Below are 21001 nucleotides of genomic sequence, written 5' to 3'. Positions count from 1 at the left end.
ACTGCGTGCATGCGGGATCGCGGCGCGCTTGCCGTCGGCAGCCGCTGGGTGAATTGCGTACACTCTGAGTCTCGTTTCGGCAGGGCCGGGCGCATCGGTTCCGGTCCGCGTTCACTCAGGGCACGACAATGATCGATTTACGCAGCGATACCGTGACACGTCCGAGCCAGGCGATGCTGGCCGCGATGACTGCCGCCGAAGTGGGCGACGACGTATGGGGCGACGACCCGACCGTGCTACGCCTGCAGGCGGTCACGGCCGAGCGGGCCGGCAAGGAAGCCGGCCTGTTCTTCCCGAGCGGCACGCAGAGCAACCTTGCCGCGCTGATGGCCCATTGCGAACGCGGCGACGAATACCTCGTCGGCCAGCTCGCACACACCTACAAGTACGAAGGCGGTGGCGCGGCCGTGCTCGGCAGCATCCAGCCACAGCCGATCGAGAACGCACCGGACGGCACGCTGCCGCTCGCGAAGATCGCCGCGGCGATCAAGCCGCTCGACAACCACTTCGCCCGCACGCGCCTGCTCGCGCTCGAAAACACGATCGGCGGCCTCGTGTTGCCGGAAGGCTATGTCCAGGAAGCCGTCGCGTTCGCGCGCAGCCGCGGGCTGGCCGCGCACCTCGACGGTGCGCGCGTGTGCAATGCCGCCGTCGCATCGGGTCGTCCGATCGCGGAACTGTGCGCACCGTTCGATACCGTGTCGATCTGCTTCTCGAAAGGGCTCGGCGCGCCGGTCGGTTCGGTGCTGGTCGGCAGTCGCGCGCTGATCGAGCGCGCGCAGCGCTGGCGCAAGGTGCTCGGCGGCGGGATGCGGCAGTCGGGCATTCTCGCGGCGGCCTGCCTGTATGCGCTCGAGCACAACGTCGAACGGCTGGCCGACGATCACGCGAACGCCGCGCATCTCGCGGCGGGGCTCGCGCGCATCGAGCAAGTGAAGGTGCTGTCGCATGCGACGAACATGGTGTTCGCGCAATTTCCCGAAGCCGATTGCACGCCGCTCGAAGCGTGGCTCAAGGCGCGCGGGATCCTCACGCAGATGCTGTACGCGTCACGCTTCGTCACGCACTGCGACGTGTCGCGCGCGGACATCGATACCTTCATCGACGCGGTCGGTGCGTATTTCGCGCAGCGTCGCGCGTAAAGTGGAATGCGCCGGCCGGCGGCGAGCGCCGGCGCGATGTGGCGCGAAGCAGGGGATGATGTTGCTAGCTGTGCGTCGAATGTGTCGTGCCGGCGGATTACGCTTGCCGGGGCGCATCGACGGGCGGCGTGCCGTCGCGGAACAGCGCTTTCAACTGCGTGCGCAGTTCGGGGCTGTCGGCGTGCTGGTGCACCGAGACCGCATGTTGGACGGCGGCCTCCAGCAGTTCGTTGTCGGAGTCGGCGGAAATCGCGACCGAGCAGTTCATCGCGCTGGGAAAGTCGCGGCAATCGATATAGCGGCGGGACATGATGTTCTCCTCACGGGAAAGCGGGCGGCCGGATTGGCCTGATCGGCCGCGCGGCGCGTTCGCGAGGCCGATGCAAAAAGTATAGGCGGCGCGGCGGGGTTCCTCGCCGCCGTGTGTACCGCGCCCCCTGCCGCGCCGATGCTGTCGCTTACCCGCTCGTCACGGCAGCGGCGCGAGCAGCCGGCGCGCCGCTTCGACCACGCGTGCGGACAGCGACGCCATCGTCGGCGACTGCACCGTCCACGCGTGCCAGTACAGCGTCACGTCGGTCGGATGCATGGGCGCGAGATCGACGAGCCCTTGTGCATCGAGCGGTGCGCTGCCGAGCAGCGGCTCCGGCACCATCGCGTAGCCGAGCCCGTGCCGCACCGCCGCGAAATGCGCGTGCGTGCCCGGCACGTAATGGCACGGATACGCGCCTTCGGGCAACCCGAACTTCTCCTTCAGGAACGCGGACTGCAGCGTGTCGCGCCGCGAATACGCGACGACCGGCGCATCGCGCGCGCTCGTGCGGTTCAGGCCGCGCGGAAACCACCGCCCCGCGAACGCGGCGGCAGCGAGCAGCCGGTAGCGCATCGTGCCGAGCGGTGTCGCGACGCAGCCGCGCATCGGTTTCGGCTCGGTCGTCACGCAGCCGACGGCCATCCCGCTTTCGAGCAGCGCGAACGTGTGGTCCTGGTCCTCGACGATCAGTTCGAACAGGATGCGCTCGCCCGCGAGCACCGAAGTCAGCGCGGGGAGGAACCACGTGCCGAGGCTGTCGGAGTTCAGCGCGATCGTGACCGAGATCGGCGATTCGCGCTCGGTCGCGAGCGTGCTTTGCAGGTCGGCCTGCAGCAGCGCGACGCGGCGCAGGTGCTGCAGCACGCGCTGCCCGGCCACTGTCGGGCGGCACGGCCGCGTGCGCAGCACGAGCGGCGTGCCGAGGCTCGCCTCCAGCGCACGGACCCGCTGCGTGACGGCGGACGCGGTCACGTGCAGGCGCACGGCGGCCTGCTCGAAGCTGCCGGTGTCGGCGACGGCCAGCAGCGCGGCGGCTTGCTTGGGATCGATCGTCAGAGACATATCGACGCAATTCCTGTGAACGTAAGACGAGAAGAGGCGACAGTGTAAGGCAGTGCCCGCGACGATCCGGGCGCGGCATGACGTCTCGCCGCATGCAACGGTGGCGGCGGCACGTGTGTTTTGAACTACGCTGTAGGAACGCGCGCCCCGCGCGCCGGCGACGCATGCGAGCTGGCTTGCACCATCCAAGCCACCCGCACAACCGACACACCCCCAGCCGACGGAGCAACTTCCCAATGATCTTCCGGCAACTTTTCGACCCGCAGTCGTCGACCTACACGTATCTGCTCGCCGATCCCGCGTCGCGCGAAGCGCTGCTGATCGATCCCGTGTTCGAGCAGGTGCGCCGCGACGCGGCGCTGCTCGACGAGCTCGGGCTGCGGCTCGTCGCGACCGTCGACACCCACGTGCACGCCGATCACGTGACGGGCGCGTGGCTGCTGAAGCAGCGCACCGGCAGCACGATCGCGATTTCGGCCGCGAGCGGCGCGCAGGGCGCCGACCGCTACCTGAACGACGGCGACCGCTGCGCATTCGGCGCGCGCTACCTGACCGTGCGCGCGACGCCGGGCCATACGAGCGGCTGCATCAGCCTCGTGCTCGACGACGAATCGATGGCGTTCACCGGCGACTGCCTGCTGATTCGCGGCACCGGCCGCACCGACTTCCAGCAGGGCGACCCGCGCGCGCTGTATCGCGCGGTGCATGCCCGTCTCTTCACGCTGCCGGCCGCCTGCCTGCTGTATCCCGCGCACGACTATCGCGGGCTGACGGTGACGAGCGTCGGCGAGGAGCGGCGCTTCAATCCGCGCCTCGGCGGCGATCTCAGCGAAGACGATTTCGCCGGCTACATGCGCAACCTCGGGCTCGCCCACCCGCGCCAGATCGACGTCGCGGTGCCCGCGAACCTGCAGTGCGGCGTCGCCGCGAACGCGCCCGACGCGCTGGCGGCGGCCGACTGGGCGCCGCTCGTCTATACGTTCGCCGGTTTCTGGGAAATCGATCCGCAGTGGCTCGAGGATCACCTGCCGGCGGTGCAGGTCGTCGACGTGCGCGAGCCCGACGAATTCGCCGGTCCGCTCGGCCACCTGCCCGGCGCGACCCCGATCCCGCTCGGCGAACTGGCCGCGCGCACCGGCGAGCTGGCGCGCGACCGGCCGATCGTGACCGTGTGCCGTGCCGGCGGCCGCTCCGCGCAGGCGACGGTGATTCTGTTGAAGGCCGGGTTCGACGCCGTCGCGAATCTCGGCGGCGGGATGCTGCGCTGGCGGGGCGAAGGCCGCGTCGTGATGGACGGCCGGTCGTAGCGGCGCGAAGCCGCACAACAAAAAAATATTCGGATCGTGTCGAACCGGCGTGGCGCCGTTCGTCGTCCAGTTATCCGATTCCCTGGCGCCGCATGACGCGGCGCCGACACCCTGAGAGACCCTGCGATGACACCGACGCTTTACGCCCATCCCTTTTCGTCCTACTGCCAGAAGGTGCTGACCGCGCTGTACGAGAACGGCACGCCGTTCGACTATCGCGTGCTCGCGCACGACGATCCGAAGCCGATGCAGGAACTGGCTGCGCTGTGGCCGCTGAAGCGGTTCCCCGTGCTCGTGGACGCGGGCCGCCCCGTGATCGAGGCGACGATCATCATCGAGTACCTCGACCTCTACCATCCGGGCCCCGCGCGGCTGGTGCCCGACGACCGGCGCGCGGCGCTGGAAGTCCGGACGATGGATCGTTTCTTCGACAACTATGTATCGACGCCGCAGCAGAAGGTCGTGCACGATGCGCTGCGGCCGGAGCACGAGCGCGATGCGCGGGGTGTCGCCGATGCGCGTGCGATGCTCGAAACATCGTATGCATGGCTGGATCGAACGATGGCCGATCGCGAATGGGCGGCCGGCGACCGCTTCAGCCTCGCCGACTGCGGCGCGGCGCCGTTCCTGTTCTACGCGGACTGGACGCACCGGATCGATCCGTCGTTCGCGAACGTGATCGCGTATCGCAAGCGGCTGCTGGCGCGGCCGTCGTTCGCGCGTGCAGTCGACGAAGCGCGGCCGTACCGCGCGTTCTTCCCGCTCGGCGCACCCGATCGCGACTGACGTTCGCGGCGGCGATCGCTGCGGCGAAGGCGATGCGGGCGGCGGCATGCGCACGACGCGATGCCGCCGCGCAGGGCCGGCAGCGCGTGCCCGGGCGTCGTGACGACAGCAGCGGATGCATTGCGGCGCCGTCCCGTTACATCGTCGTGTGCTTGACCGACTGCGCGAGCGTCAGCAGTTCGTCGAACTGCGTGATCAACTCGAAGCACAGCAGGAACGCGAGCGTATAGGCCGGCGCGGGGAAGCGCCGGATCGCGTCCAGCACCTGCGGCGCGAAGCGCGCGCGAATCGCATCGCGCGTGAGCAGCCACGCGATCGCGATGCCGATCGCCGCGCCGGCGATCAGGTCGGTCGGGTAGTGAAAGCCGAGATACGCACGCGGCACGCAGATGAACACGACCGCATACAGCAGCGCGAGCACGCCGACGCGGCGCGCGATGATGAAGATCCCGGTCGCGATCGCCATCCACAGCATCGCGTGATCGCTCGGAAACGAGCTCCACGCCTGCAGCGTGGCCGCGCGCAATTCCTCGGACGGGAAGTGCAGGTGCAGGTCGGGGTTGTAGATCGGCCGCACGCGGAACGGCAGGGCTTTCGCGAGCAATCGGCCGAACGCAAGCGCGACGAGCCCGCTCGCGACGGTCGCGATGACCAGCTCGCGTTGCCGTTCGCGTTGGGGGCCCGGCTGGAACCATAGCCAGCACAGCACGGGGATGAGCACGAAGCCCTTGAACGTATAGAGGCCGGCGATTACGCGGATCGCGTGGTTCATCAGCGGTCCGAACGTAATATGGGTGAGGAAGGTCTGGATCGTGGTGTCGAAATTGTTCATGTTCTGCGACCCGGCGGACGCACGACACATGAAGCGCGGCCGACAGGATCAGGAAGCGCGCTCGCACCGGAGCGCAACGGGGGGCAAGTATGTCATCGGTAATTTCGAAGAAAATGGGAAAAAATACCGGGAATCCCCTGAGAAAACGCGGATTCCGGGTGGGGCCGGATTGGAGCGGGCCGTGCGGCGCGGTGATGCAGAATCATCTGACGGTTGCGCACGGATCGCTGCACACTGGGCGAAAAATAATCGGTTGAACTGGATAATTTGATGAGCCGTCGCGGACCTTGCGCCGGATGACCGAAAACGTTCCGCGTCCGGTGCGGATCTGCCGCGCTGCGCCCGGCCGCGCAGCACCGAAAGAAAATAAAAGAAAAGGCGGGCAAGCCCTGCGGCCTGCCCGCCCCGCATTCCTGACGTCGCGAATTACCGGCGCCACACCCGCACGGCCAGCGCAGCCAGCGACGTCGCCACGGCCAGCACGATCACCGCATTCCAGCCCAGTTGCGCGAGCAACGAACTGCCCAGTGCGGCACCGGTCGCCATCCCGATGAACATGCCGACGAACAGCACCGCGTTGAGACGGCTGCGCGACGCCGGGTCGATCCGGTAGACGATCGCCTGGTGCGCGATCAGCGTGGCCTGCACGCCGAGATCGAAGCCGATCGTCGCGGCGGCGAGCAGCGCGAGTTGCGCATGCGGCGTCATCAGCGGCGCGGCGGCCATCGCGGCGAACGACACGGTCGCGATCCCGATTCCGAGCCGCGTGACACGCTCGGGACCATGGTGATCGGCCAGGCGTCCGGCCACGGGCGCGGCCAGCGCGCCAGCGGCGCCCGCGAGGCCGAATGCGCCGGCGGCTGCGCTGCCGAGATGGAACGGCGCGCCGTGCAGCATCACCGCGAGCGTCGACCAGAACGCGCTGAACCCGACGGCCAGCAGCCCTTGCGCGAGCGCGGCGCGGCGCAGCGCGGGATGACGGCGCCACAATTCGCCGAGCGACCCGATCAGCGCGCGGTACGACAGCTGCGTGGTGGGTTCGAAGCGCGGCAGCCCGCGTGCGGCCACGATGCCGATGGCGGCGACGCTGGCGGCCGCGAGCGCGAACATCGCGCGCCAGCCGGCCGTTTCCGCGACGAAGCCGGCGACGACGCGCGACAGCAGGATGCCGAGCAGCAACCCCGTCATCACCGTGCCGACGATGCGGCCGCGATGCGCATCGTGCGCGAGCGTCGCGGCGGCCGGCACGACGTCCTGCGCCATCGTCGCGGTCAAGCCGATCGCGAAGCTCGCGGCCAGCAGCAACCCGAGCGACGGCGCGACCGCCGCGAGCAGCAGCGCGACGACCAGCGCGGCGGCTTTCGTGACGATCACGCGGCGGCGGTCGAAGCGGTCGCCGAGCGGCGCGAGCAGCAGGATGCCGAGCGCATAGCCGAGCTGCGTGAGCGTCGGCACGAAGCCGATCGCGCGCGCCGACGCGCCGAGATCGGGCCCCAGCGCGGCGAGCATCGGCTGCGCATAGTAGAGCGGCGCGACGCCGAGGCCGGCGGCCGCGGCCAGCAGCAGCACGAGCCGGCGATCGAGCATCGACGAGGCGGCCGCGGGGGCCGGTGCATGCGCCGCGCGGGGCGCGGCGTCGAGACGGGTCGGAGTGGACATCGCGTACATCCTTGTTCGGGTATCGAATGGACGCGAGTGTGCCGGCCGGCGGCCGGCCACGGTAGTGCCGTCGGGCGCAGATTTGTTATACGCTTGACGAATGACCGAGAAAATCCCCGATTTGCCCGCCACAGGTGGGTCTGCGCGCATCCAGGTCGTGCCCGTCGACGGCGCCGGCTATCGTTTCGAGCTGATGGAAACCTTCGTGCGCATAGTCGAGGCCGGCAGCCTGTCGGCCGCCGCCGCGCAACTCCACACGACGCAGCCGACCATCAGCCGGCGGCTGCAGGCGCTCGAACGCTCGCTCGGGATGCGGCTGCTGCAGCGGACGACCCATGCGATGCGGCTGACCGTCGACGGCGAGCGCTGCTTCACGCGCGCGAAGGAACTGCTGACGAACTGGGCGGCGTTCGAGGCCGACCTGCGCGGCGCGCAGGAGGAGCCCGACGGCCTGCTGCGGGTCGCGGTCCCGCATGCGTTCGGGCAGGAGCGCTTCGTCGAGCCGCTCGCGCGGTTCCTGCGTGACTACCCGCGTGTCTCGGTGGAATGGCTGCTGCAGGACGAGGTGCGCGATTTTGTCGGCAGCGGGATCGACTGCGCGATCCAGGTCGGCGAGCCGACCGATCCGTCCGTCGTCGCGATCCGGCTGAGCAAGGTGCCGCGCTTCGTGGTGGCCGCGCCGTCCGTGCTGAACGGCGCCGACGTGCCCGCCGATCCCGACGCGCTCGCCGCGTTGCCGTGGCTCGCGCTGCGCACGTATTACCGGACCGAGCTGACGCTGACGCACACCGTCACGGGCGACACGCGCCGCATCGCGATGCGCCCGCGCATCACGACCGCGAATCTCTACGCGCTACGCAGCGCGGCGCTGCTCGGGGTCGGCGCGTGCGTCGGTTCGTCCTGGATGCTGGCGGACCATCTCGCGCGCGGCGAGCTCGTGCATCTCGCGCCCGACTGGTACGCCGCGCCGTTGCCGGTCTACATGACCTACCCGCACGCGCAGTTCTATCCGTCGCGGCTCGTGCGTTTCGTCTCGATGATGCGCGAGGCCGTGCCCCTGCTCGTCGAAGGGCGCGACGGGTAGGCGCCGTCGCGCGTGCGGTCAGCCGCGCCGGATGCCTTCGGGCAGCGCGCTGATGCGGCGTACTTCGGGCGAGTCGAGCCATGCGCGCGACGTCGCGCAGTCGACGAACATGTCGGTCGCATCCTCGCCCCAGAACAGGTCGCCGTCGAGTTCGAAGGTCGGCACGCCGAACACGCCGTGCGCGATCGCTTGATCGGTGTTCGCGCGTAGCGCGTTCTTCACCGGTTGCGCGTCGACGGCCGTCACGCCTTCGGGAAAGCCGACCGCCTCGCACAGCGCGGCGAAGCCCTCCGGCGTCGACACGTCCTGGCCGTCGCGCCAGATGTGCCGGAAGATCCGCCGAATCGCATCGGGCGAGTTGCCCATCGCGATCGCGAGCCGCAGCGGCCGGATCGGGTTGAACGGATGCGCGGGCGGCATCCGGAACGGGATGCCGAGCTTGTCCGCGCGGTATTGCGCGTGGCGATAGGTGAAGACGCGCTTCGCCGCGATCTCGGCCGGCGCTTTCTGGCCCCAGTGCGCGAGCAGCGCGCCGAGCACGATCGGCTTCGGCTCGTATGCGGCGGCAGGCGGCAGTTGGTCGAACCGTTCCTGCTGCAGGTACGCGAACGGAGAAACGAAATCGAAATACCAGGTGGCGGTGCGCGCGGCGTTCATGGTGGGGGCCCTTGTACGTGTCCGGACGACGGTTGCATGCATCGCGCCGGCGGGCGACGCGGTGCATGCGCGGGCGGCCAGTGTCGCATGCGGCTGCCGTTTGCGCAGTCGCGGCGCCGCACGCGCGTGGCCCGCTATGGCTGCGGCTACGGCTACGGCTGCGCGGTGTCGTGCGCCGCTGCCACGAACCGCGCGAGACTGTCGCGCACGGGTTGCGCGTCGTAGCGCGTGCCTGCGCCGCCGAGCGCGACGGTCGCCTTCTGCGCGAGCGGCAACAGCATCGCGAGCGCTGCGGCCATGGCCGGCGCGGCGGCAAGCCGCGATTTGGGACCGGACACCGTCAGCGCGCCGACGCAATCGCCGGCCGCACCGAATACCGGCACGGATGCCGACGCCGTCTCCGGGTCGCGCTCGCCGTACGACGCGGCCCACAACTGTTCGCGCACGTCGTTCCACTGTGCATCGTGCGGGTCGGTGAACGCGAGCAGCACTTTCCCGGACGCCCCCTGGCGAACCGGAAACTCCTCGCCGACCCGGATCGACACACGCACCGTGCGCGCGGGTTCGACGCGGTAGAGCACCGAGCGCATGTCGCCATGCCGCACGTAGAACGATGCCGTTTCACCGAGTTCGCGGCTCAGCGTCTCGAGCAACGGTTCGACGACCGGACCGACCCGGAACGAGCGTTGATACAGCGCGGCCAGCCGCAACGGCTCGTGTCCGACCGCGTACTGGCCGTCGTCGAGCTTGCGCACGAAGCCGCCGTGCTCGAGCGCGGCGAGCAGGCGCAGGATCGTGCTCTTGTACAGCCCGGTGCGGCGCGACAGTTCCGCGAGCGACAGCCGGTCGTCGGTGGGTCCGAACGCGTGGAGGATCGCGAACGCGCGATCGAGGACGGCGACGCCGCTGGAGGCTTCGGCCGACGCATCAGGCGCGTCGCCGGTGGGGTCTGCGGGAGTCGAGGTCGGGGGCACGGCTTGCTGTTCCTTTGGGTGACGGTCGATCGACTATAGCGTTCTGTCTGGCAGAACTCAAGTTCCAAAAAATTGCATTTTCACGGGTATACCCCGCTTACAGCCGATTCGGTGCGCCTCTAAAGTTCCGTCAAACAGAACGATGTTCTTTCAGATAGAACTTTGAGGTGTCGAATGAGTGTTTCCGAAGATCCGCAGGTGCTGGTGAGCGAGGTCGGGCCGCGTGACGGTCTGCAGAGCATCAAGGCCGTGATGCCGACGGCCGACAAGTTGCGCTGGATCACCGCGCTCGCCGCGGCCGGCCTGCGCGAAATCGAGGTCGGATCGTTCGTGCCCGCGCGGCTGTTGCCGCAGATGGCCGACATCCGGGAAGTCGTCGCGCATGCGCTGGCGATTCCGGGGCTGCGCGTCGCCGCGCTTGCACCGAACCTGCGCGGCGCCGAAAGCGCGTTCGAGGCGGGCGTCCACAAGCTGACGTTGCCGGTATCGGTGACCGAAGCGCACTCGCTGGCGAACATCCGCAAGACGCCGGCGCAGATGATCGACGAGGTACGCGCGATCGTCGCGCTGCGCGATGCGCGGTTTCCGTCGGTGCAGATCGAGGCGGGCGTCTCGGTGGCGTTCGGTTGCACGCTCGCCGGCGCGGTCTCCGACGACGAGACGATCGCGATGGCGGCTGCGATGGCCGAATGCGGCGTCGACGAGATCGGGCTCTCCGATACGAGCGGCTACGCGAACCCGGCGCAGGTGCGCCGGCTGTTCATGCGCCTGCGGCGCGAAGTCGGCGACAAGGCCGGCGGCGCGCACTTCCACAATACGCGCGGGCAGGGGCTCGCCAACGTCGTCGCGGCGCTCGACGCCGGCGTGACGACGCTCGACGCGAGCCAGGGCGGCCTGGGTGGCTGCCCCTATGCGCCGGGTGCGACCGGCAACATCGTCACCGAGGATCTCGTGTTCCTGCTGGAGGCGATGGGGTACGACACGGGCGTCGACGTGGACGCGCTGCTCGCCGCGCGCGCGATCCTGCACGCGGCATTGCCTGCCGAGGCGCTGTACGGCCACGTGCCGGACGCAGGGCTGCCGAAGGGGTTCTGGTATGCGGACGGCCGCGCGCCGAGCGCGACCCAGCCCGAAGGATGCCTGACGGGAGTCGCGCAATGAACGATCGCCAACCGGCTTCGGCGCTGCCGTACGAAGGCGTGCGCGTGATCGAGATGACGCACATGGTCATGGGCCCGACCTGCGGGATGCTGCTCGCGGATCTCGGTGCGGAAGTCATCAAGATCGAACCGATCGCGGGTGACAGCACGCGTGCGCTGCGCGGTTCCGGCGCGGGCTTCTTCGGGATGTTCAACCGCAACAAGAAGAGCCTGGCGGTGGACGTGAAGGATCCGCGCGGGCTCGAGATCGTGCGGCGGCTCGTCGCGACGGCGGATGTGTTCAGCGAGAACTTCAAGAGCGGCACGATGGACCGGCTCGGCCTCGGTCATGCCGCGCTGTCCTCGCTGAATCCCCGCCTGGTGTACGTGTCGCACAAGGGCTTTCTGCCGGGGCCGTACGAACATCGCACCGCGCTCGACGAAGTCGTGCAGATGATGGGCGGCCTCGCGTACATGACGGGTCCCGAAGGCCGGCCGTTGCGTGCGGGCTCGAGCGTCAACGACATCATGGGCGGGATGTTCGGCGCGATCGGCGCGATGGCCGCGCTCGCGCAGCGCGAACGCACCGGGTGCGGCCAGCAGGTGCAGAGCTCGCTGTTCGAGAACAACGTGTTCCTCGTCGCGCAGCACATGATGCAGTTCGCGGTGACGGGGCAGGCCGCGTCGCCGATGCCGAGCCGCATTTCCGCATGGGCGGTCTACGACGTGTTTTCGGTGAGGGACGGCGAGCAGATCTTTCTCGCGGTCGTGTCGGACACGCAGTGGGCGCTGTTCTGCGATGCGTTCGGGCTGGCCGCGCTGAAGGACGATGCGCGCCTTGCGACGAACAACCTCCGCGTGCAGGCCCGCGAGTGGCTGCTGCCCGAACTGCGTGCGCGGCTCGCCGCGCATTCGGCCGCGGAGATCGGCGCGATCTTCGAATCGATCGGCCTGCCGTATGCGCCGATCACGAAGCCGCAGGACCTGTTCGACGATCCGCATCTGCTCGCGACCGGGGGCCTCGAAGCCGTGACGCTGCCGGCCGACGCGAGCAGCGCCGGCCGGCCGGTCGACACGCGCACCGCGCTGCTGCCGCTCACGCTTGGCGGGGAGCGCCTGCGGCTGCGCTCGGCGCCGCCCGCGCTCGGTCAGGACACGTGCGCGCTGCTCGGCGAGCTGGGTTATACGCCGGACGAGGCACGCACGCTGATCGACGCAGGCGTCGTCACGGGGCGGCACGGGCACGGTGCGAACGGGCTGCCGCCGGGCGTACCGGGCGTAACCAGCGTACCCAACGATATGCCTTCGCCGAACGAAGCGGCGAGCGCGTAGCGCCAGCGCCGCTGCAATCCATCGAACCAACAAAAGGCATCCCGGCCGCGCGCTCGCGCGGGCGCGGAGCGCCGCATCCACGGAGACAACCATGACATCCGCTTCCCCGGCGCTGGCCGCCGATCGCGAGACCGACGCGTCGATCGAGCAACGGGCCGTACGCAAGGCAGCATGGCGCTTCATTCCGCTGCTCGCGCTCGCGTACTTCTTCAACTATCTCGACCGCACGAGCGTCGGGTTCGCGGCGCTGACGATGAACCGCGATCTCGGCCTGACCGCGACGCAGTTCGGCTGGGGCGCGGGGATCATGTTCGCCGGCTATTGCGTGTTCGAAGTGCCGAGCAATCTCGCGCTATACCGCTTCGGTGCGCGGCGCTGGCTCGCGCGCATCATGATCACGTGGGGGCTCATGGCGGCGGCGACCGCCCTCGCGACGGGGCCGACCAGCTTCTATGCGATCCGGCTGCTGCTCGGCATCGGCGAGGCCGGCTTTTTCCCCGGCGTGATCTTCTTCCTCGCCGTGTGGTTTCCCGCGAGCTACCGCACGCGCGTGCTCGCGTGGTTCACCGTGTCGACGCCGCTCTCGTCGCTGATCGGCGGTCCGCTGTCGACGTGGCTGCTGCAGCTCGACGGCGCGCTCGGCCTGGCCGGCTGGAAGTGGATGTTCATCGTCGAAGGGCTGCCCGCGTGCGCGCTCGGCTTTCTCGTCCTGAAGCGCCTGTCCGACTCGCCGGCCACGGCCGCGTGGCTGTCGGACGACGAGCGTAGCGCGCTGCAGCGCGCGTTCGAGCGCGAAGGCGCCGCCGCCGGCCGCAAGAAGGGCTTCGGCGTCGCGCTGCGAGACGTGCGCGTGTACCTGCTCGCGCTGATCTCGTTCGGCTTCACGATGGGCTCGTACGGAATCGGCATTTGGCTGCCGCAAATGCTGAAGGCGCACGGGATGTCGACGATGCAGACCGGCTGGCTGTCCGCGCTGCCGTACTTCTTCGCGACGATCGCGCTGCTGTGGTGGGCGAAGCGGGTGGACCGACGCGGCGCACCGGTCGCGAACCTCGCGATCGGGTTGTGCATCGGCGCGGTGGCGCTTGGCGTGTCGACCCATTTCCTGACGCTCGGGCCCGCGCTCGTCGGCATCACGCTCGCGCTGATCGGCACGATTGCCGGACGCACGATCTTCTATACGCTGCCTTCGCGCTTCCTGTCGGGCCAGGCGGCGGCCGGCGGCCTGGCGCTGATCAATTCGATCGGCGCGCTCGGCGGATTCGCGGGCCCGTATCTCGTCGGCTACCTGAAGGACAGCTTCGGCACCTTCACGGCCGGGATGCTCGGCCTCGCGATCGTCCTGGCGATCACGACGCTGCTGACGCTGTCGCTGTACGCGTTCGACCGGAGCGAATGACATGACCCTTTCGATCAAACGACGCCGGCTGCTCGGTGCGGCCGCCGCCTCGCTCGCCGTCCCTGCATGGGCCGATACGCGCACGCCGGCTGAAAACGGAGCTCCCCGCATGACGACGCAAGGCAACTATCTCGCGGTACGAAACGACTGGCTCGCGTCCGCGCTCGAACCCGCACTCGAGCCGGATCTGCCGATCGTCGATGCGCATCACCACTTCTACGAGCGGCCGGGCTGGATCTATATGCTCGACGACTATCTGCAGGATGCGCGCTCGGGCCACAACATCCAGGCATCCGTCTACATGCAGGCGCTGACGCGCTATCGCGATGCGGGGCCGGCCGAATTGAAGCCCGTGGGCGAGACGGCTTACATCGCGGGCGTGACCGAGCCGCTTCAGCACAGCGGCCCTGCCGTCGCGAAAGGCATCGTCGGGCATGCGGACCTGCGACTCGGCGCGCGCGTGCGCGACGTGCTCGACGCGCATCTCGACGCGGGGCGCGGACGCTTTCGCGGCGTTCGACATCTGAGCACATGGGATGCCGATCCGTCGCTCGCGAACCCGTTGTCGGCGGTGCCGCGCGGGTTGCTGCTCGATCCCGCGTACCGGGCCGGCGTCGCGCAGCTCGCGCCGCTCGGGCTCTCGTACGACGCGTGGCTGTTCTTTCCTCAATTGCCCGAGCTGTTCGATCTGGCGAAGGCGAATCCCGACACGCGCATCATCGTCAATCACTGCGGCGGTGTCGTGCGGATCGCGAGCTATGCGGACAAGCGGCCGGAAGTCTTCCAGCGCTGGTCGGCGTCGATGCGCGAACTCGCGCGGTTGCCGAACGTATTCGTGAAGGTGGGTGGCCTCGGGATGCGGATCAACGGTTTCGATTTCGAAAAGGGTGCGCGGCCGCCGTCGTCCGAACAGCTCGCGGATGCGTGGAAGCCGTGGATGCTCACCTGCATCGAAGCGTTCGGCGCCGAGCGCTGCATGTTCGAGAGCAATTTCCCGGTCGACAAGGGCTCGTATTCCTACGTGAACGGCTGGAACGCATTCAAGCGCCTGACCGCACACGCGAGCCCGAACGAGCGCGACGCGCTGTTCCGCGGGACCGTTTCGCACGTCTACCGGCTCGCCTGACGCGTATCGCGCTCCGCCTTGGCGCTCAGCCCGTCTCGACCAGCGCCGCGAGCCGGGCGAGCGCCATGCGCCAGCCGGCTTCGTTGTCGGTGACCGGCACACCGGGCGGCACACCGTCGTGCACCGCCTCGACGCGCGTGCCGCCTGCCTCGTCGGACAGCGTGATCGTGATCGTCATGGCGCCGCGCAGCATCGGATCGTCGGTTTCGAACACATCGATTTCGACGATCCGCTCGTCGGGCACGAGCGTCACGAAGCGGCCGTGATAGGTGTCGGTGTGCGCGGTGGTCTTGCCGGGGCTGTCCGACGGTTCGTCGTAGCTCAGCGACACGCGCAGCGCGCCGCCTTCGCGTGCGTCATAGGCGTGGACGCGGCATGTCATGCCATCGGGCACCTTCCATTGTTCGACCGCGTGCGGGTCGAGCAGCGCGCGGTAGACGCGCCCGCGCGGTGCGTTCAGGTGCCGGCTGACCCGGGTCGAATGCGTGTGCATGTGCAGCATGTCGCCTCCCGCGGAATGCGCGCGACGGTGCACGCCGGATGCCGGCGTGTCGTCATGCTTCCTTCAGGAATCCTAGGCGCACGCGCGACGGCATGCAATCGGACCGTACGCTCACCCGGATTCAGCGCAACGTGGCCGCGAATTCGTCGAGTTGCGTGATGCAGATGTTCCAGCCTTCGAAGAACCCGAGCGCCTCGTGGCGCTCGCGCGTCGCGGCGTCGGGATGCATCACGCGCGCGTCGTAGCGGCAGCCGGCGGCGTCGTCGGCCATCGTGATGATGGCCGTGAAGCCCAGCCACGGCACGTGCGGCCGCCAGCCGCCGGCGAGCATCGACGTGAACGCGATCCGCGCTTCCGGCACGATTTCGAGGAAGCAGCCGGGGTTGTCGCTCGTGCCGCCGTCGGGGCCGCGCATGAACGTGTGGAAGGCACCGCCCGGGCGCAGGTCGAACGCGCGCACTTCGGTGGTCCATGGTTTCGGGCACCACCACTCCTTCAGCAGTTCAGGGTCGGTCCACGCGCGCCAGAGCGCCTGGCGCGGCGCGCGCAGCGTGCGGGTGATGACGAGGTCATGGGTTTCGGCGGGGTCGACGTGGCTGGTTGACATGCGTTTGCTCCTCCTGTTGGCGGCTAAGCATAGGCGATGCAACGGGAATTTTCATCGCTTAGCATCATGGGGCGGTAACACGCGCCACCCGCGCCGTGTTGCCGGGGCACCGGCCGCCGTTGCACACGCATCGGGCTGCCGGCGTTCCTTTGGATCCGGGCGCAAGCCGCTGAATGCGTGCCGTGCGCCTGATTGCCGGAGAGGGTATGACCGCATCCGTTACCGTCCGCCGCGTCGATGCGAGCGAAGCGCGTGCCTGCGTCGACGCGCTCGCCGACGTGCTGATCGATTGCGTCGAAGGCGGCGCGTCCGTCAGCTTCTTGTTGCCGATCGAGCGCTCGACGGCCGTCGCGTTCTGGACGCGCGTCGCCGATGGCGTCGCGAACGGCGAGCGCATCCTGCTCGTCGCCGAGGATGCCGCCGGCCGGATCGTCGGCACCGTGCAGCTCGTGACCGCGCAGCCGGAGAACCAGCCGCATCGCGCGGACGTCGCGAAGATGCTGGTATCTCCGCATGCACGCCGGCAGGGTATCGCCGCGCGGCTGATGGCTGCCGCCGACGAAGCCGCGCGCGACGCCGGCAAGACTGTGCTCGTGCTCGACACCGTGACGGGCGGCGACGCCGAGCGCTTGTACGAGCGGGCCGGCTGGCAGCGCGTCGGCGTCGTGCCGAACTATGCGCTGATGCCCGACGGCGCGTTGTGTGCAACGACGTATTTTCACAAGCAGCTCGTGTAACGGGGCGGGATGCGATCGCCGCGCGTGCGACGGCACGCGGCCGTGAACCGGAAGCCGGGCGGAACGGAAAAGCCGCCCGGCGGCATCGCGGCTCCGATATATTCGTGCCGGAAACACCCACGAGCACACCCAAGGAATCGTCGCCTCGATGAAACGCTCCCACGTCGCCTTCACCCTCACGGGCCTGCTCGTCGCGCTGCCGATCGCCGCCTACGCGCTCGTCAAGCCGCTGCGCGTCGTCGCGCCCGCGCTGCTTCCCGGCGTGTCATGCCCGAGCGCGGACATCTGCACGGACGATGCCGCGAAGTTCGACGCAGCGAAGCAGCTCTATCGCGACGGCTACGTGCGCGCGGCGGCGGCCGTGGGGCCGTTTCGCGACGCCCCGCGCGTCGTGTTCTGCTCGACGCGCGAATGTGCGGACAAGTTCGGCCTCGGCGAACGCGCGGCGCTCACTCTCGGAGATTTCGGCGTGGTCATTGCGCCGCGCGGCTGGCAGACCTACTTTCTCGCGCACGAACTGATCCACCACCGCCAGGCCGAAGTGCTCGGCAACCTCGCGGTCGCGACCAAGCCGCGCTGGCTGATTGAAGGGATGGCGTATGCGCTCAGCGACGATCCGCGTCATCCGCTGAAGGAGCCGTTCGAGTCGTGGCGCACGCGCTTCGCTACGTGGCATGCCGCGCTGGGCCGGCAGCCGCTGTGGGACGCCGCACGGGCCGTGGAATAGCGATCACGCGCGACTCGCGCCCGTCGTGCCGCTACGCGGCCGGCACGGCCGGATCGTCGGGCTGGCCGGCGAGCGCGCGCCGCCCCGCGTCGAGGATTTCATCGGCCAGCGCCGGATCGGTGCCGGCGACCGCGCGCGACAGCACGAGCGCGCCGACCATCTGGCTGAACACGGCGATCGCGTCGCGGCGCGTGTCCGCCGCAGCCGCGCCCTCCATAGCCACCAACCGTTCCAGCCGTTCGAGATAGCCGGCGACGCCGTGTGCGTAGCAGGCGCGTGCCGCGTCGGTCAGGCGTGGCGCATCGCCCGCGAAGGCGGACAGCGGGCACCCGGCTTCGACGTTGTCGCGATGCGCGGTCGACAGGTACGACGTCACCTGTTGCGCGACGCTGCCGGCGCGCGGCGAATCCGCGCCGTCCTGCATCGCCTTTTCCATCACCGCGGCGACCAGCGCATCCTTCGATTTGAAGTGGTTGTAGAAGCCGCCCTGCGTGAAACCGGCTTCCTTCATCAGTTCCGTCAAACCGACCGCGTCGACACCGCGCACCCGGAACAGCCGCTCGGCGGCCGCGACGATCGCGTTGCGGTTGTCGGCAGCCTGTTGCCTCGAGACGCCCATCGATCCCTCCCTCATTCCAGCCATTACGTCGATTGAAAAACACAATGGTGATCACCATTGACGTGGTGAGCGTGCGCTGACACAATGCATCGCAAAGACAATGGTGATCGACATTGACATCCAGTGTAGCCGACTTCGCAAAGGAAGCGAAGGCGACTCGCGCGGCAGGGATGAAGGTCGGTCCGGGTCTGGGGGGCAGCGGGCGTGGGCAGCGAGCCTGCGATCCAGTACCGGCCGTGCAACGGCTCGGTACGCGATGGCGGCATGGTTTCATTCACACGATGAAAGGAAGGATCATGAAGATCGAAGGTGCAGTCGTTTTCGTCACGGGCGCGAACCGCGGGCTTGGGCTCGAATTCGCGAAGCAGGCGCTCGAACGCGGGGCGCGGAAGGTCTATGCGGGCGCGCGCGATCCGGCCGGCGTGACGCTGCCGGGCGTGGTGCCCGTGAAGCTCGACGTCACCGATCCGGCGGCGGTCGCCGCGGCGGCCGAAGCCGCGCGCGACGTCACGCTGCTGATCAACAACGCGGGCATCGCGCGGCTCGGCAGCCTGACCGACGACGGCGCGGTCGACGCGCTGCGCGATCATCTCGAAACCAACGTGTTCGGGATGCTGGCGATGTCGCGCGCATTCGCGGCCACGCTCGCCGGCCACGGGGGCGGCGCGATCCTGAACGTGCTGTCCGTCGCGAGCTGGGTGAACCGGCCGATCCTGTCGGGCTACGGCGTGTCGAAGTCGGCCGCGTGGGCGCTGACCAACGGGCTGCGGCATTCGCTGCGCGAGCAGCGCACGCAGGTGGTCGGGCTGCACGCCGGCTTCATCGATACGGACCTGACACGCGGCCTCGACGTGCCGAAGGCGACGCCGGCCGACGTCGTGCGCCAGGCATACGACGCGATCGAATCCGGAGCGGAGGAGGTGGCCACCGACGACTTCACGCGGCAGGTGAAGGCCACGTTGTCGGCCGGTGTTTATCTGGACGAGGCGACGCCGGTCTGACGTCGCCTGTAAAGGCAGCCCGCCGTGCGCCCATGCACGCGGCGGGCGTGGTCGTCAGACCGTGGTATCGATGATGCCGGGGATCTTCACGTCCGGGTTCACGTCCGCGTCATAGTCGACGCCGGCGATCTCGAAGCCGAACAGACGCAGGAATTCGGTCTTGTAGCCGGCGAAGTCGGTCATCTCGTACAGGTTCTCGTTTGTGACCTTGTCCCACATCGCGACGACCTTGCCCTGCACTTGCGGATCGAGCTCCTTGTAGTCCGCGCGCAGACGGCCTTCTTCGTCGACGTGCGGCGTCGCGCCGTACAGGCTGTCCTTCAGGAGCCCGTACACCTGCTCGATGCAGCCTTCGTGCGTGCCCTGTTCCTTCATCACCTTGAACAGCAGCGACAGGTAGAGCGGCATCATCGGAATCGCCGAGCTCGCCTGCGTGACGACGGCCTTCAGCACCGACACGCGCGCATCGCCGCCGTGCGCGGCCAGCTTGTCGCGGATCGACAGCACCTTCTTGTCGAGATCCTTCTTCGCTTCGCCGATCGAGCCGTTCCAGTAGATGTCGTGCGTGATCTGCTCGCCGAGATACGTGAACGCGGTCGTCTTCGCGCCGTCGGCCAGCACGCCGGCCTCATCGAGCGCGTCGATCCACATCTGCCAGTCCTCGCCGCCCATCACGGCGACGGTGCCGTCGATCTCTTCCTGCGTCGCCGGCTCGAGCGAGACTTCGCGGATCACTTCCTTGTCGGTGTCGAGGCCGCGGAACGTAACTGCTTTGCCGACCGGCTTCAGCGTCGAGCTGATCGTTTCGCCCGTCTTCGGATGCGTGCGGCGCGGCGCCGCGAGGCTGTAGACGACCAGGTCGACCTTGCCGAGATCCTGCTTGATGGTGTCGATCGTGACCTGCTTCACCTTGTCGGAGAATGCGTCGCCGTTGATGCTGCGCGCATACAGCCCCTTTTCGGCGGCGAATTTCTCGAACGCGGCGCTGTTGTACCAGCCGGCGGTGCCCGGCTTCGTTTCGCTGCCGGCGCGCTCGAAGAACACGCCCAGCGTGTCCGCGCCCGAGCCGAATGCGGCCGAGATCCGGGCGGCGAGGCCGTAGCCGGTCGACGCGCCGATCACGAGCACCTTCTTCGGGCCGTTGGCGATCGGGCCATGCGAAGTCACGTAGTCGATCTGTTCCTTGACGTTGGCTTCGCAGCCGACCGGATGAGTCGTCACGCAGATGAAGCCACGCACGCGCGGTTTGATGATCATGGAAACCTCTAGTCAGAAAGGCGCGGACGGCCTGAAATCGGAAAAATCCCGCGCATTGTAATGGAAGCGGGCGGCCACGGCGGGAAAGGCGGGCGGTGACCGCAGTCGCGATCGTCCCGGGGTCGAGCCGCCGCCACGGCGATTCGCGGCGCCGCCAGTTATTTCTCTCTTGACAGAAATAACTGAAAAAACTAAATTTCCCGACATGGAACTCACACCGATTGCCGAACGATTCATTCTCCACTGGGGCGAAATGGGCTCGCGATGGGGCGTCAACCGCACTGTCTCGCAGATTCACGCGCTGCTGTACCTGGCCGGGCGGCCGGTCGCCGCCGACGAGATCGCCGAGACGCTCAACGTCGCGCGCTCCAACGTCAGCACGAGCCTGAAGGAGCTGCAGGCGTGGCGGCTCGCGAAGGTCGTGCACGTGCTGGGCGATCGCCGCGACCATTTCGAGACGTCGACCGACATCTGGGAACTGTTCAAGCTGATCGTCGAAGGGCGGCGGCAGCGCGAGATCGAACCGACGCTCACGGTGCTGCGCGATTGCCTGACGAGCCCCGAGATCGCCGACGAAAGCCGCGAGACCGAACAGCGCATCCGCGACACGCTGCAGTTCGTCGAGACGCTCACCACCTGGTCGGACGAGATGCTGCGGCTCAAACCCGACACGCTGATGAAGGCGCTCGGGATCGGCGCGAAGATCAGCCAGACGGTCAGGCGCAAGTCGTCGAAGTAA

At 68.5% G+C, this 21001-nt stretch carries 23 protein-coding genes; 13 read left to right on the top strand and 10 right to left on the bottom strand.

The features are described 5' to 3' along the window. Positions 1-128: 128 nt before the first annotated feature. Positions 129-1142: a low-specificity L-threonine aldolase gene (ltaE, locus tag BAMB_RS24100; RefSeq protein WP_011659763.1), complete on the top strand. Its 1014-nt coding sequence runs from the start codon at positions 129-131 to the stop codon at positions 1140-1142. A 97-nt stretch (positions 1143-1239) separates the two neighbouring features. Here ltaE and BAMB_RS24095 read toward each other — a convergent pair whose 3' ends face one another. Together BAMB_RS24095 and BAMB_RS24090 are read right to left on the bottom strand one after the other, a co-directional pair. After that, on the bottom strand, positions 1240-1452 hold the full coding sequence (locus tag BAMB_RS24095; protein ID WP_006750651.1) for a DUF1059 domain-containing protein: 213 nt from the start codon (positions 1450-1452) through the stop codon (positions 1240-1242). A 159-nt stretch (positions 1453-1611) separates the two neighbouring features. Then, entirely contained in the window at positions 1612-2517 is a 906-nt protein-coding gene (locus BAMB_RS24090; RefSeq protein WP_011659762.1) for an HTH-type transcriptional regulator ArgP, read from the bottom strand. A 236-nt stretch (positions 2518-2753) separates the two neighbouring features. Between BAMB_RS24090 and BAMB_RS24085 the strand changes: the two genes are divergently transcribed. Next, positions 2754-3824, top strand: coding sequence for a rhodanese-like domain-containing protein (locus BAMB_RS24085; RefSeq protein WP_011659761.1), 1071 nt, complete (start codon positions 2754-2756; stop codon positions 3822-3824). A gap of 126 nt (positions 3825-3950) precedes the next feature. Next, positions 3951-4610 (top strand): glutathione S-transferase family protein, encoded by a 660-nt coding sequence (locus BAMB_RS24080; protein ID WP_011659760.1) that lies wholly within the window; start codon positions 3951-3953, stop codon positions 4608-4610. A gap of 136 nt (positions 4611-4746) precedes the next feature. On the opposite strand, the gene BAMB_RS24075 is transcribed toward BAMB_RS24080, so the two are convergent. Next, positions 4747-5442, bottom strand: coding sequence for a phosphatase PAP2 family protein (locus tag BAMB_RS24075; RefSeq protein WP_041491547.1), 696 nt, complete (start codon positions 5440-5442; stop codon positions 4747-4749). Here BAMB_RS24075 and BAMB_RS35525 point away from each other — a divergent pair. Next, the gene (locus BAMB_RS35525) at positions 5441-5713 is read left to right on the top strand and encodes a hypothetical protein (RefSeq protein WP_127456211.1); all 273 of its coding nucleotides are present in this window, start codon (positions 5441-5443) and stop codon (positions 5711-5713) included. The two genes, BAMB_RS24075 and BAMB_RS35525, sit on opposite strands and share 2 nt — an antisense overlap. A 155-nt stretch (positions 5714-5868) precedes the next feature. On the opposite strand, the gene BAMB_RS24070 is transcribed toward BAMB_RS35525, so the two are convergent. Beyond that, positions 5869-7101 carry an MFS transporter gene (locus BAMB_RS24070; protein WP_011659758.1) on the bottom strand — a complete coding sequence of 411 codons (1233 nt, stop codon included), beginning with the start codon at positions 7099-7101 and terminating at the stop codon, positions 5869-5871. 100 nt (positions 7102-7201) lie between these two features. Between BAMB_RS24070 and BAMB_RS24065 the strand changes: the two genes are divergently transcribed. Further along, positions 7202-8185: a LysR family transcriptional regulator gene (locus tag BAMB_RS24065; RefSeq protein ID WP_011659757.1), complete on the top strand. Its 984-nt coding sequence runs from the start codon at positions 7202-7204 to the stop codon at positions 8183-8185. A gap of 18 nt (positions 8186-8203) precedes the next feature. Here the strand turns inward: BAMB_RS24065 and BAMB_RS24060 are convergent, their stop codons facing one another. Continuing rightward, entirely contained in the window at positions 8204-8842 is a 639-nt protein-coding gene (locus BAMB_RS24060) for a 2-hydroxychromene-2-carboxylate isomerase (RefSeq protein WP_011659756.1), read from the bottom strand. Positions 8843-8994: 152 nt separating this feature from the next. Continuing rightward, positions 8995-9816 (bottom strand): IclR family transcriptional regulator, encoded by an 822-nt coding sequence (locus tag BAMB_RS24055; RefSeq protein WP_011659755.1) that lies wholly within the window; start codon positions 9814-9816, stop codon positions 8995-8997. Between the two features lie 174 nt (positions 9817-9990). On the opposite strand from BAMB_RS24055, the gene BAMB_RS24050 reads away from it, so the two are divergent. The 4 genes from BAMB_RS24050 to BAMB_RS24035 all read left to right on the top strand — a co-directional run bounded on the left by BAMB_RS24050 (position 9991) and on the right by BAMB_RS24035 (position 14812). Beyond that, positions 9991-10977: a hydroxymethylglutaryl-CoA lyase gene (locus tag BAMB_RS24050; protein ID WP_011659754.1), complete on the top strand. Its 987-nt coding sequence runs from the start codon at positions 9991-9993 to the stop codon at positions 10975-10977. Next, positions 10974-12287 (top strand): CaiB/BaiF CoA transferase family protein, encoded by a 1314-nt coding sequence (locus tag BAMB_RS24045; protein WP_011659753.1) that lies wholly within the window; start codon positions 10974-10976, stop codon positions 12285-12287. The genes BAMB_RS24050 and BAMB_RS24045 overlap by 4 nt, the downstream gene beginning before the upstream one ends. Positions 12288-12378: 91 nt before the next feature. Beyond that, on the top strand, positions 12379-13686 hold the full coding sequence (locus BAMB_RS24040; protein WP_011659752.1) for an MFS transporter: 1308 nt from the start codon (positions 12379-12381) through the stop codon (positions 13684-13686). Between the two features lies 1 nt (position 13687). Further along, positions 13688-14812: an amidohydrolase family protein gene (locus BAMB_RS24035; protein ID WP_011659751.1), complete on the top strand. Its 1125-nt coding sequence runs from the start codon at positions 13688-13690 to the stop codon at positions 14810-14812. A 25-nt stretch (positions 14813-14837) separates the two neighbouring features. Here BAMB_RS24035 and BAMB_RS24030 read toward each other — a convergent pair whose 3' ends face one another. Then, positions 14838-15314, bottom strand: coding sequence for an SRPBCC family protein (locus BAMB_RS24030; protein ID WP_011659750.1), 477 nt, complete (start codon positions 15312-15314; stop codon positions 14838-14840). Positions 15315-15435: 121 nt separating this feature from the next. Next, complete coding sequence (locus BAMB_RS24025) at positions 15436-15921, bottom strand: SRPBCC family protein (RefSeq protein WP_011659749.1); 486 nt, start codon at positions 15919-15921, stop codon at positions 15436-15438. A 206-nt stretch (positions 15922-16127) separates the two neighbouring features. Here BAMB_RS24025 and BAMB_RS24020 point away from each other — a divergent pair, with 206 nt between their 5' ends. Then, positions 16128-16658 (top strand): GNAT family N-acetyltransferase, encoded by a 531-nt coding sequence (locus tag BAMB_RS24020; RefSeq protein WP_011659748.1) that lies wholly within the window; start codon positions 16128-16130, stop codon positions 16656-16658. Positions 16659-16806: 148 nt separating this feature from the next. Beyond that, the gene (locus BAMB_RS24015) at positions 16807-17385 is read left to right on the top strand and encodes a membrane protein (RefSeq protein ID WP_011659747.1); all 579 of its coding nucleotides are present in this window, start codon (positions 16807-16809) and stop codon (positions 17383-17385) included. A gap of 31 nt (positions 17386-17416) precedes the next feature. On the opposite strand, the gene BAMB_RS24010 is transcribed toward BAMB_RS24015, so the two are convergent. Continuing rightward, complete coding sequence (locus tag BAMB_RS24010; protein WP_011659746.1) at positions 17417-18004, bottom strand: TetR/AcrR family transcriptional regulator; 588 nt, start codon at positions 18002-18004, stop codon at positions 17417-17419. Positions 18005-18300: 296 nt separating this feature from the next. On the opposite strand from BAMB_RS24010, the gene BAMB_RS24005 reads away from it, so the two are divergent. Continuing rightward, complete coding sequence (locus tag BAMB_RS24005) at positions 18301-19005, top strand: SDR family oxidoreductase (protein ID WP_011659745.1); 705 nt, start codon at positions 18301-18303, stop codon at positions 19003-19005. A 54-nt stretch (positions 19006-19059) separates the two neighbouring features. On the opposite strand, the gene fabV is transcribed toward BAMB_RS24005, so the two are convergent. Continuing rightward, on the bottom strand, positions 19060-20262 hold the full coding sequence (gene fabV, locus BAMB_RS24000; protein ID WP_011659744.1) for an enoyl-ACP reductase FabV: 1203 nt from the start codon (positions 20260-20262) through the stop codon (positions 19060-19062). A 205-nt stretch (positions 20263-20467) separates the two neighbouring features. Here fabV and BAMB_RS23995 point away from each other — a divergent pair, with 205 nt between their 5' ends. Continuing rightward, positions 20468-21001, top strand: coding sequence for a GbsR/MarR family transcriptional regulator (locus BAMB_RS23995; protein WP_006760784.1), 534 nt, complete (start codon positions 20468-20470; stop codon positions 20999-21001).

Source organism: Burkholderia ambifaria AMMD (assembly GCF_000203915.1).
GTDB classification, from domain to species: Bacteria; Pseudomonadota; Gammaproteobacteria; order Burkholderiales; family Burkholderiaceae; genus Burkholderia; species Burkholderia ambifaria.
This window is presented reverse-complemented; position numbering and strand designations above follow the sequence as displayed.

Excerpts from the sequence above, each read along its gene's own strand:
- BAMB_RS24050 (WP_011659754.1), top strand. The coding sequence starts at position 9,991 with ATGAGTGTTTCCGAAGATCCGCAGGTGCTGGTGAGCGAGGTCGGGCCG.
- ltaE (WP_011659763.1), top strand. The coding sequence starts at position 129 with ATGATCGATTTACGCAGCGATACCGTGACACGTCCGAGCCAGGCGATG.
- BAMB_RS35525 (WP_127456211.1), top strand. The coding sequence starts at position 5,441 with ATGTTCTGCGACCCGGCGGACGCACGACACATGAAGCGCGGCCGACAG.
- BAMB_RS24005 (WP_011659745.1), top strand. The coding sequence starts at position 18,301 with ATGAAGATCGAAGGTGCAGTCGTTTTCGTCACGGGCGCGAACCGCGGG.
- BAMB_RS24030 (WP_011659750.1), bottom strand. The coding sequence starts at position 15,314 with ATGCTGCACATGCACACGCATTCGACCCGGGTCAGCCGGCACCTGAAC.
- BAMB_RS24065 (WP_011659757.1), top strand. The coding sequence starts at position 7,202 with ATGACCGAGAAAATCCCCGATTTGCCCGCCACAGGTGGGTCTGCGCGC.
- BAMB_RS24060 (WP_011659756.1), bottom strand. The coding sequence starts at position 8,842 with ATGAACGCCGCGCGCACCGCCACCTGGTATTTCGATTTCGTTTCTCCG.
- BAMB_RS24070 (WP_011659758.1), bottom strand. The coding sequence starts at position 7,101 with ATGTCCACTCCGACCCGTCTCGACGCCGCGCCCCGCGCGGCGCATGCA.
- BAMB_RS24015 (WP_011659747.1), top strand. The coding sequence starts at position 16,807 with ATGAAACGCTCCCACGTCGCCTTCACCCTCACGGGCCTGCTCGTCGCG.
- BAMB_RS23995 (WP_006760784.1), top strand. The coding sequence starts at position 20,468 with ATGGAACTCACACCGATTGCCGAACGATTCATTCTCCACTGGGGCGAA.
- fabV (WP_011659744.1), bottom strand. The coding sequence starts at position 20,262 with ATGATCATCAAACCGCGCGTGCGTGGCTTCATCTGCGTGACGACTCAT.
- BAMB_RS24095 (WP_006750651.1), bottom strand. The coding sequence starts at position 1,452 with ATGTCCCGCCGCTATATCGATTGCCGCGACTTTCCCAGCGCGATGAAC.
- BAMB_RS24075 (WP_041491547.1), bottom strand. The coding sequence starts at position 5,442 with ATGAACAATTTCGACACCACGATCCAGACCTTCCTCACCCATATTACG.
- BAMB_RS24040 (WP_011659752.1), top strand. The coding sequence starts at position 12,379 with ATGACATCCGCTTCCCCGGCGCTGGCCGCCGATCGCGAGACCGACGCG.
- BAMB_RS24080 (WP_011659760.1), top strand. The coding sequence starts at position 3,951 with ATGACACCGACGCTTTACGCCCATCCCTTTTCGTCCTACTGCCAGAAG.
- BAMB_RS24020 (WP_011659748.1), top strand. The coding sequence starts at position 16,128 with ATGACCGCATCCGTTACCGTCCGCCGCGTCGATGCGAGCGAAGCGCGT.
- BAMB_RS24025 (WP_011659749.1), bottom strand. The coding sequence starts at position 15,921 with ATGTCAACCAGCCACGTCGACCCCGCCGAAACCCATGACCTCGTCATC.
- BAMB_RS24085 (WP_011659761.1), top strand. The coding sequence starts at position 2,754 with ATGATCTTCCGGCAACTTTTCGACCCGCAGTCGTCGACCTACACGTAT.
- BAMB_RS24090 (WP_011659762.1), bottom strand. The coding sequence starts at position 2,517 with ATGTCTCTGACGATCGATCCCAAGCAAGCCGCCGCGCTGCTGGCCGTC.
- BAMB_RS24010 (WP_011659746.1), bottom strand. The coding sequence starts at position 18,004 with ATGGGCGTCTCGAGGCAACAGGCTGCCGACAACCGCAACGCGATCGTC.
- BAMB_RS24045 (WP_011659753.1), top strand. The coding sequence starts at position 10,974 with ATGAACGATCGCCAACCGGCTTCGGCGCTGCCGTACGAAGGCGTGCGC.
- BAMB_RS24035 (WP_011659751.1), top strand. The coding sequence starts at position 13,688 with ATGACCCTTTCGATCAAACGACGCCGGCTGCTCGGTGCGGCCGCCGCC.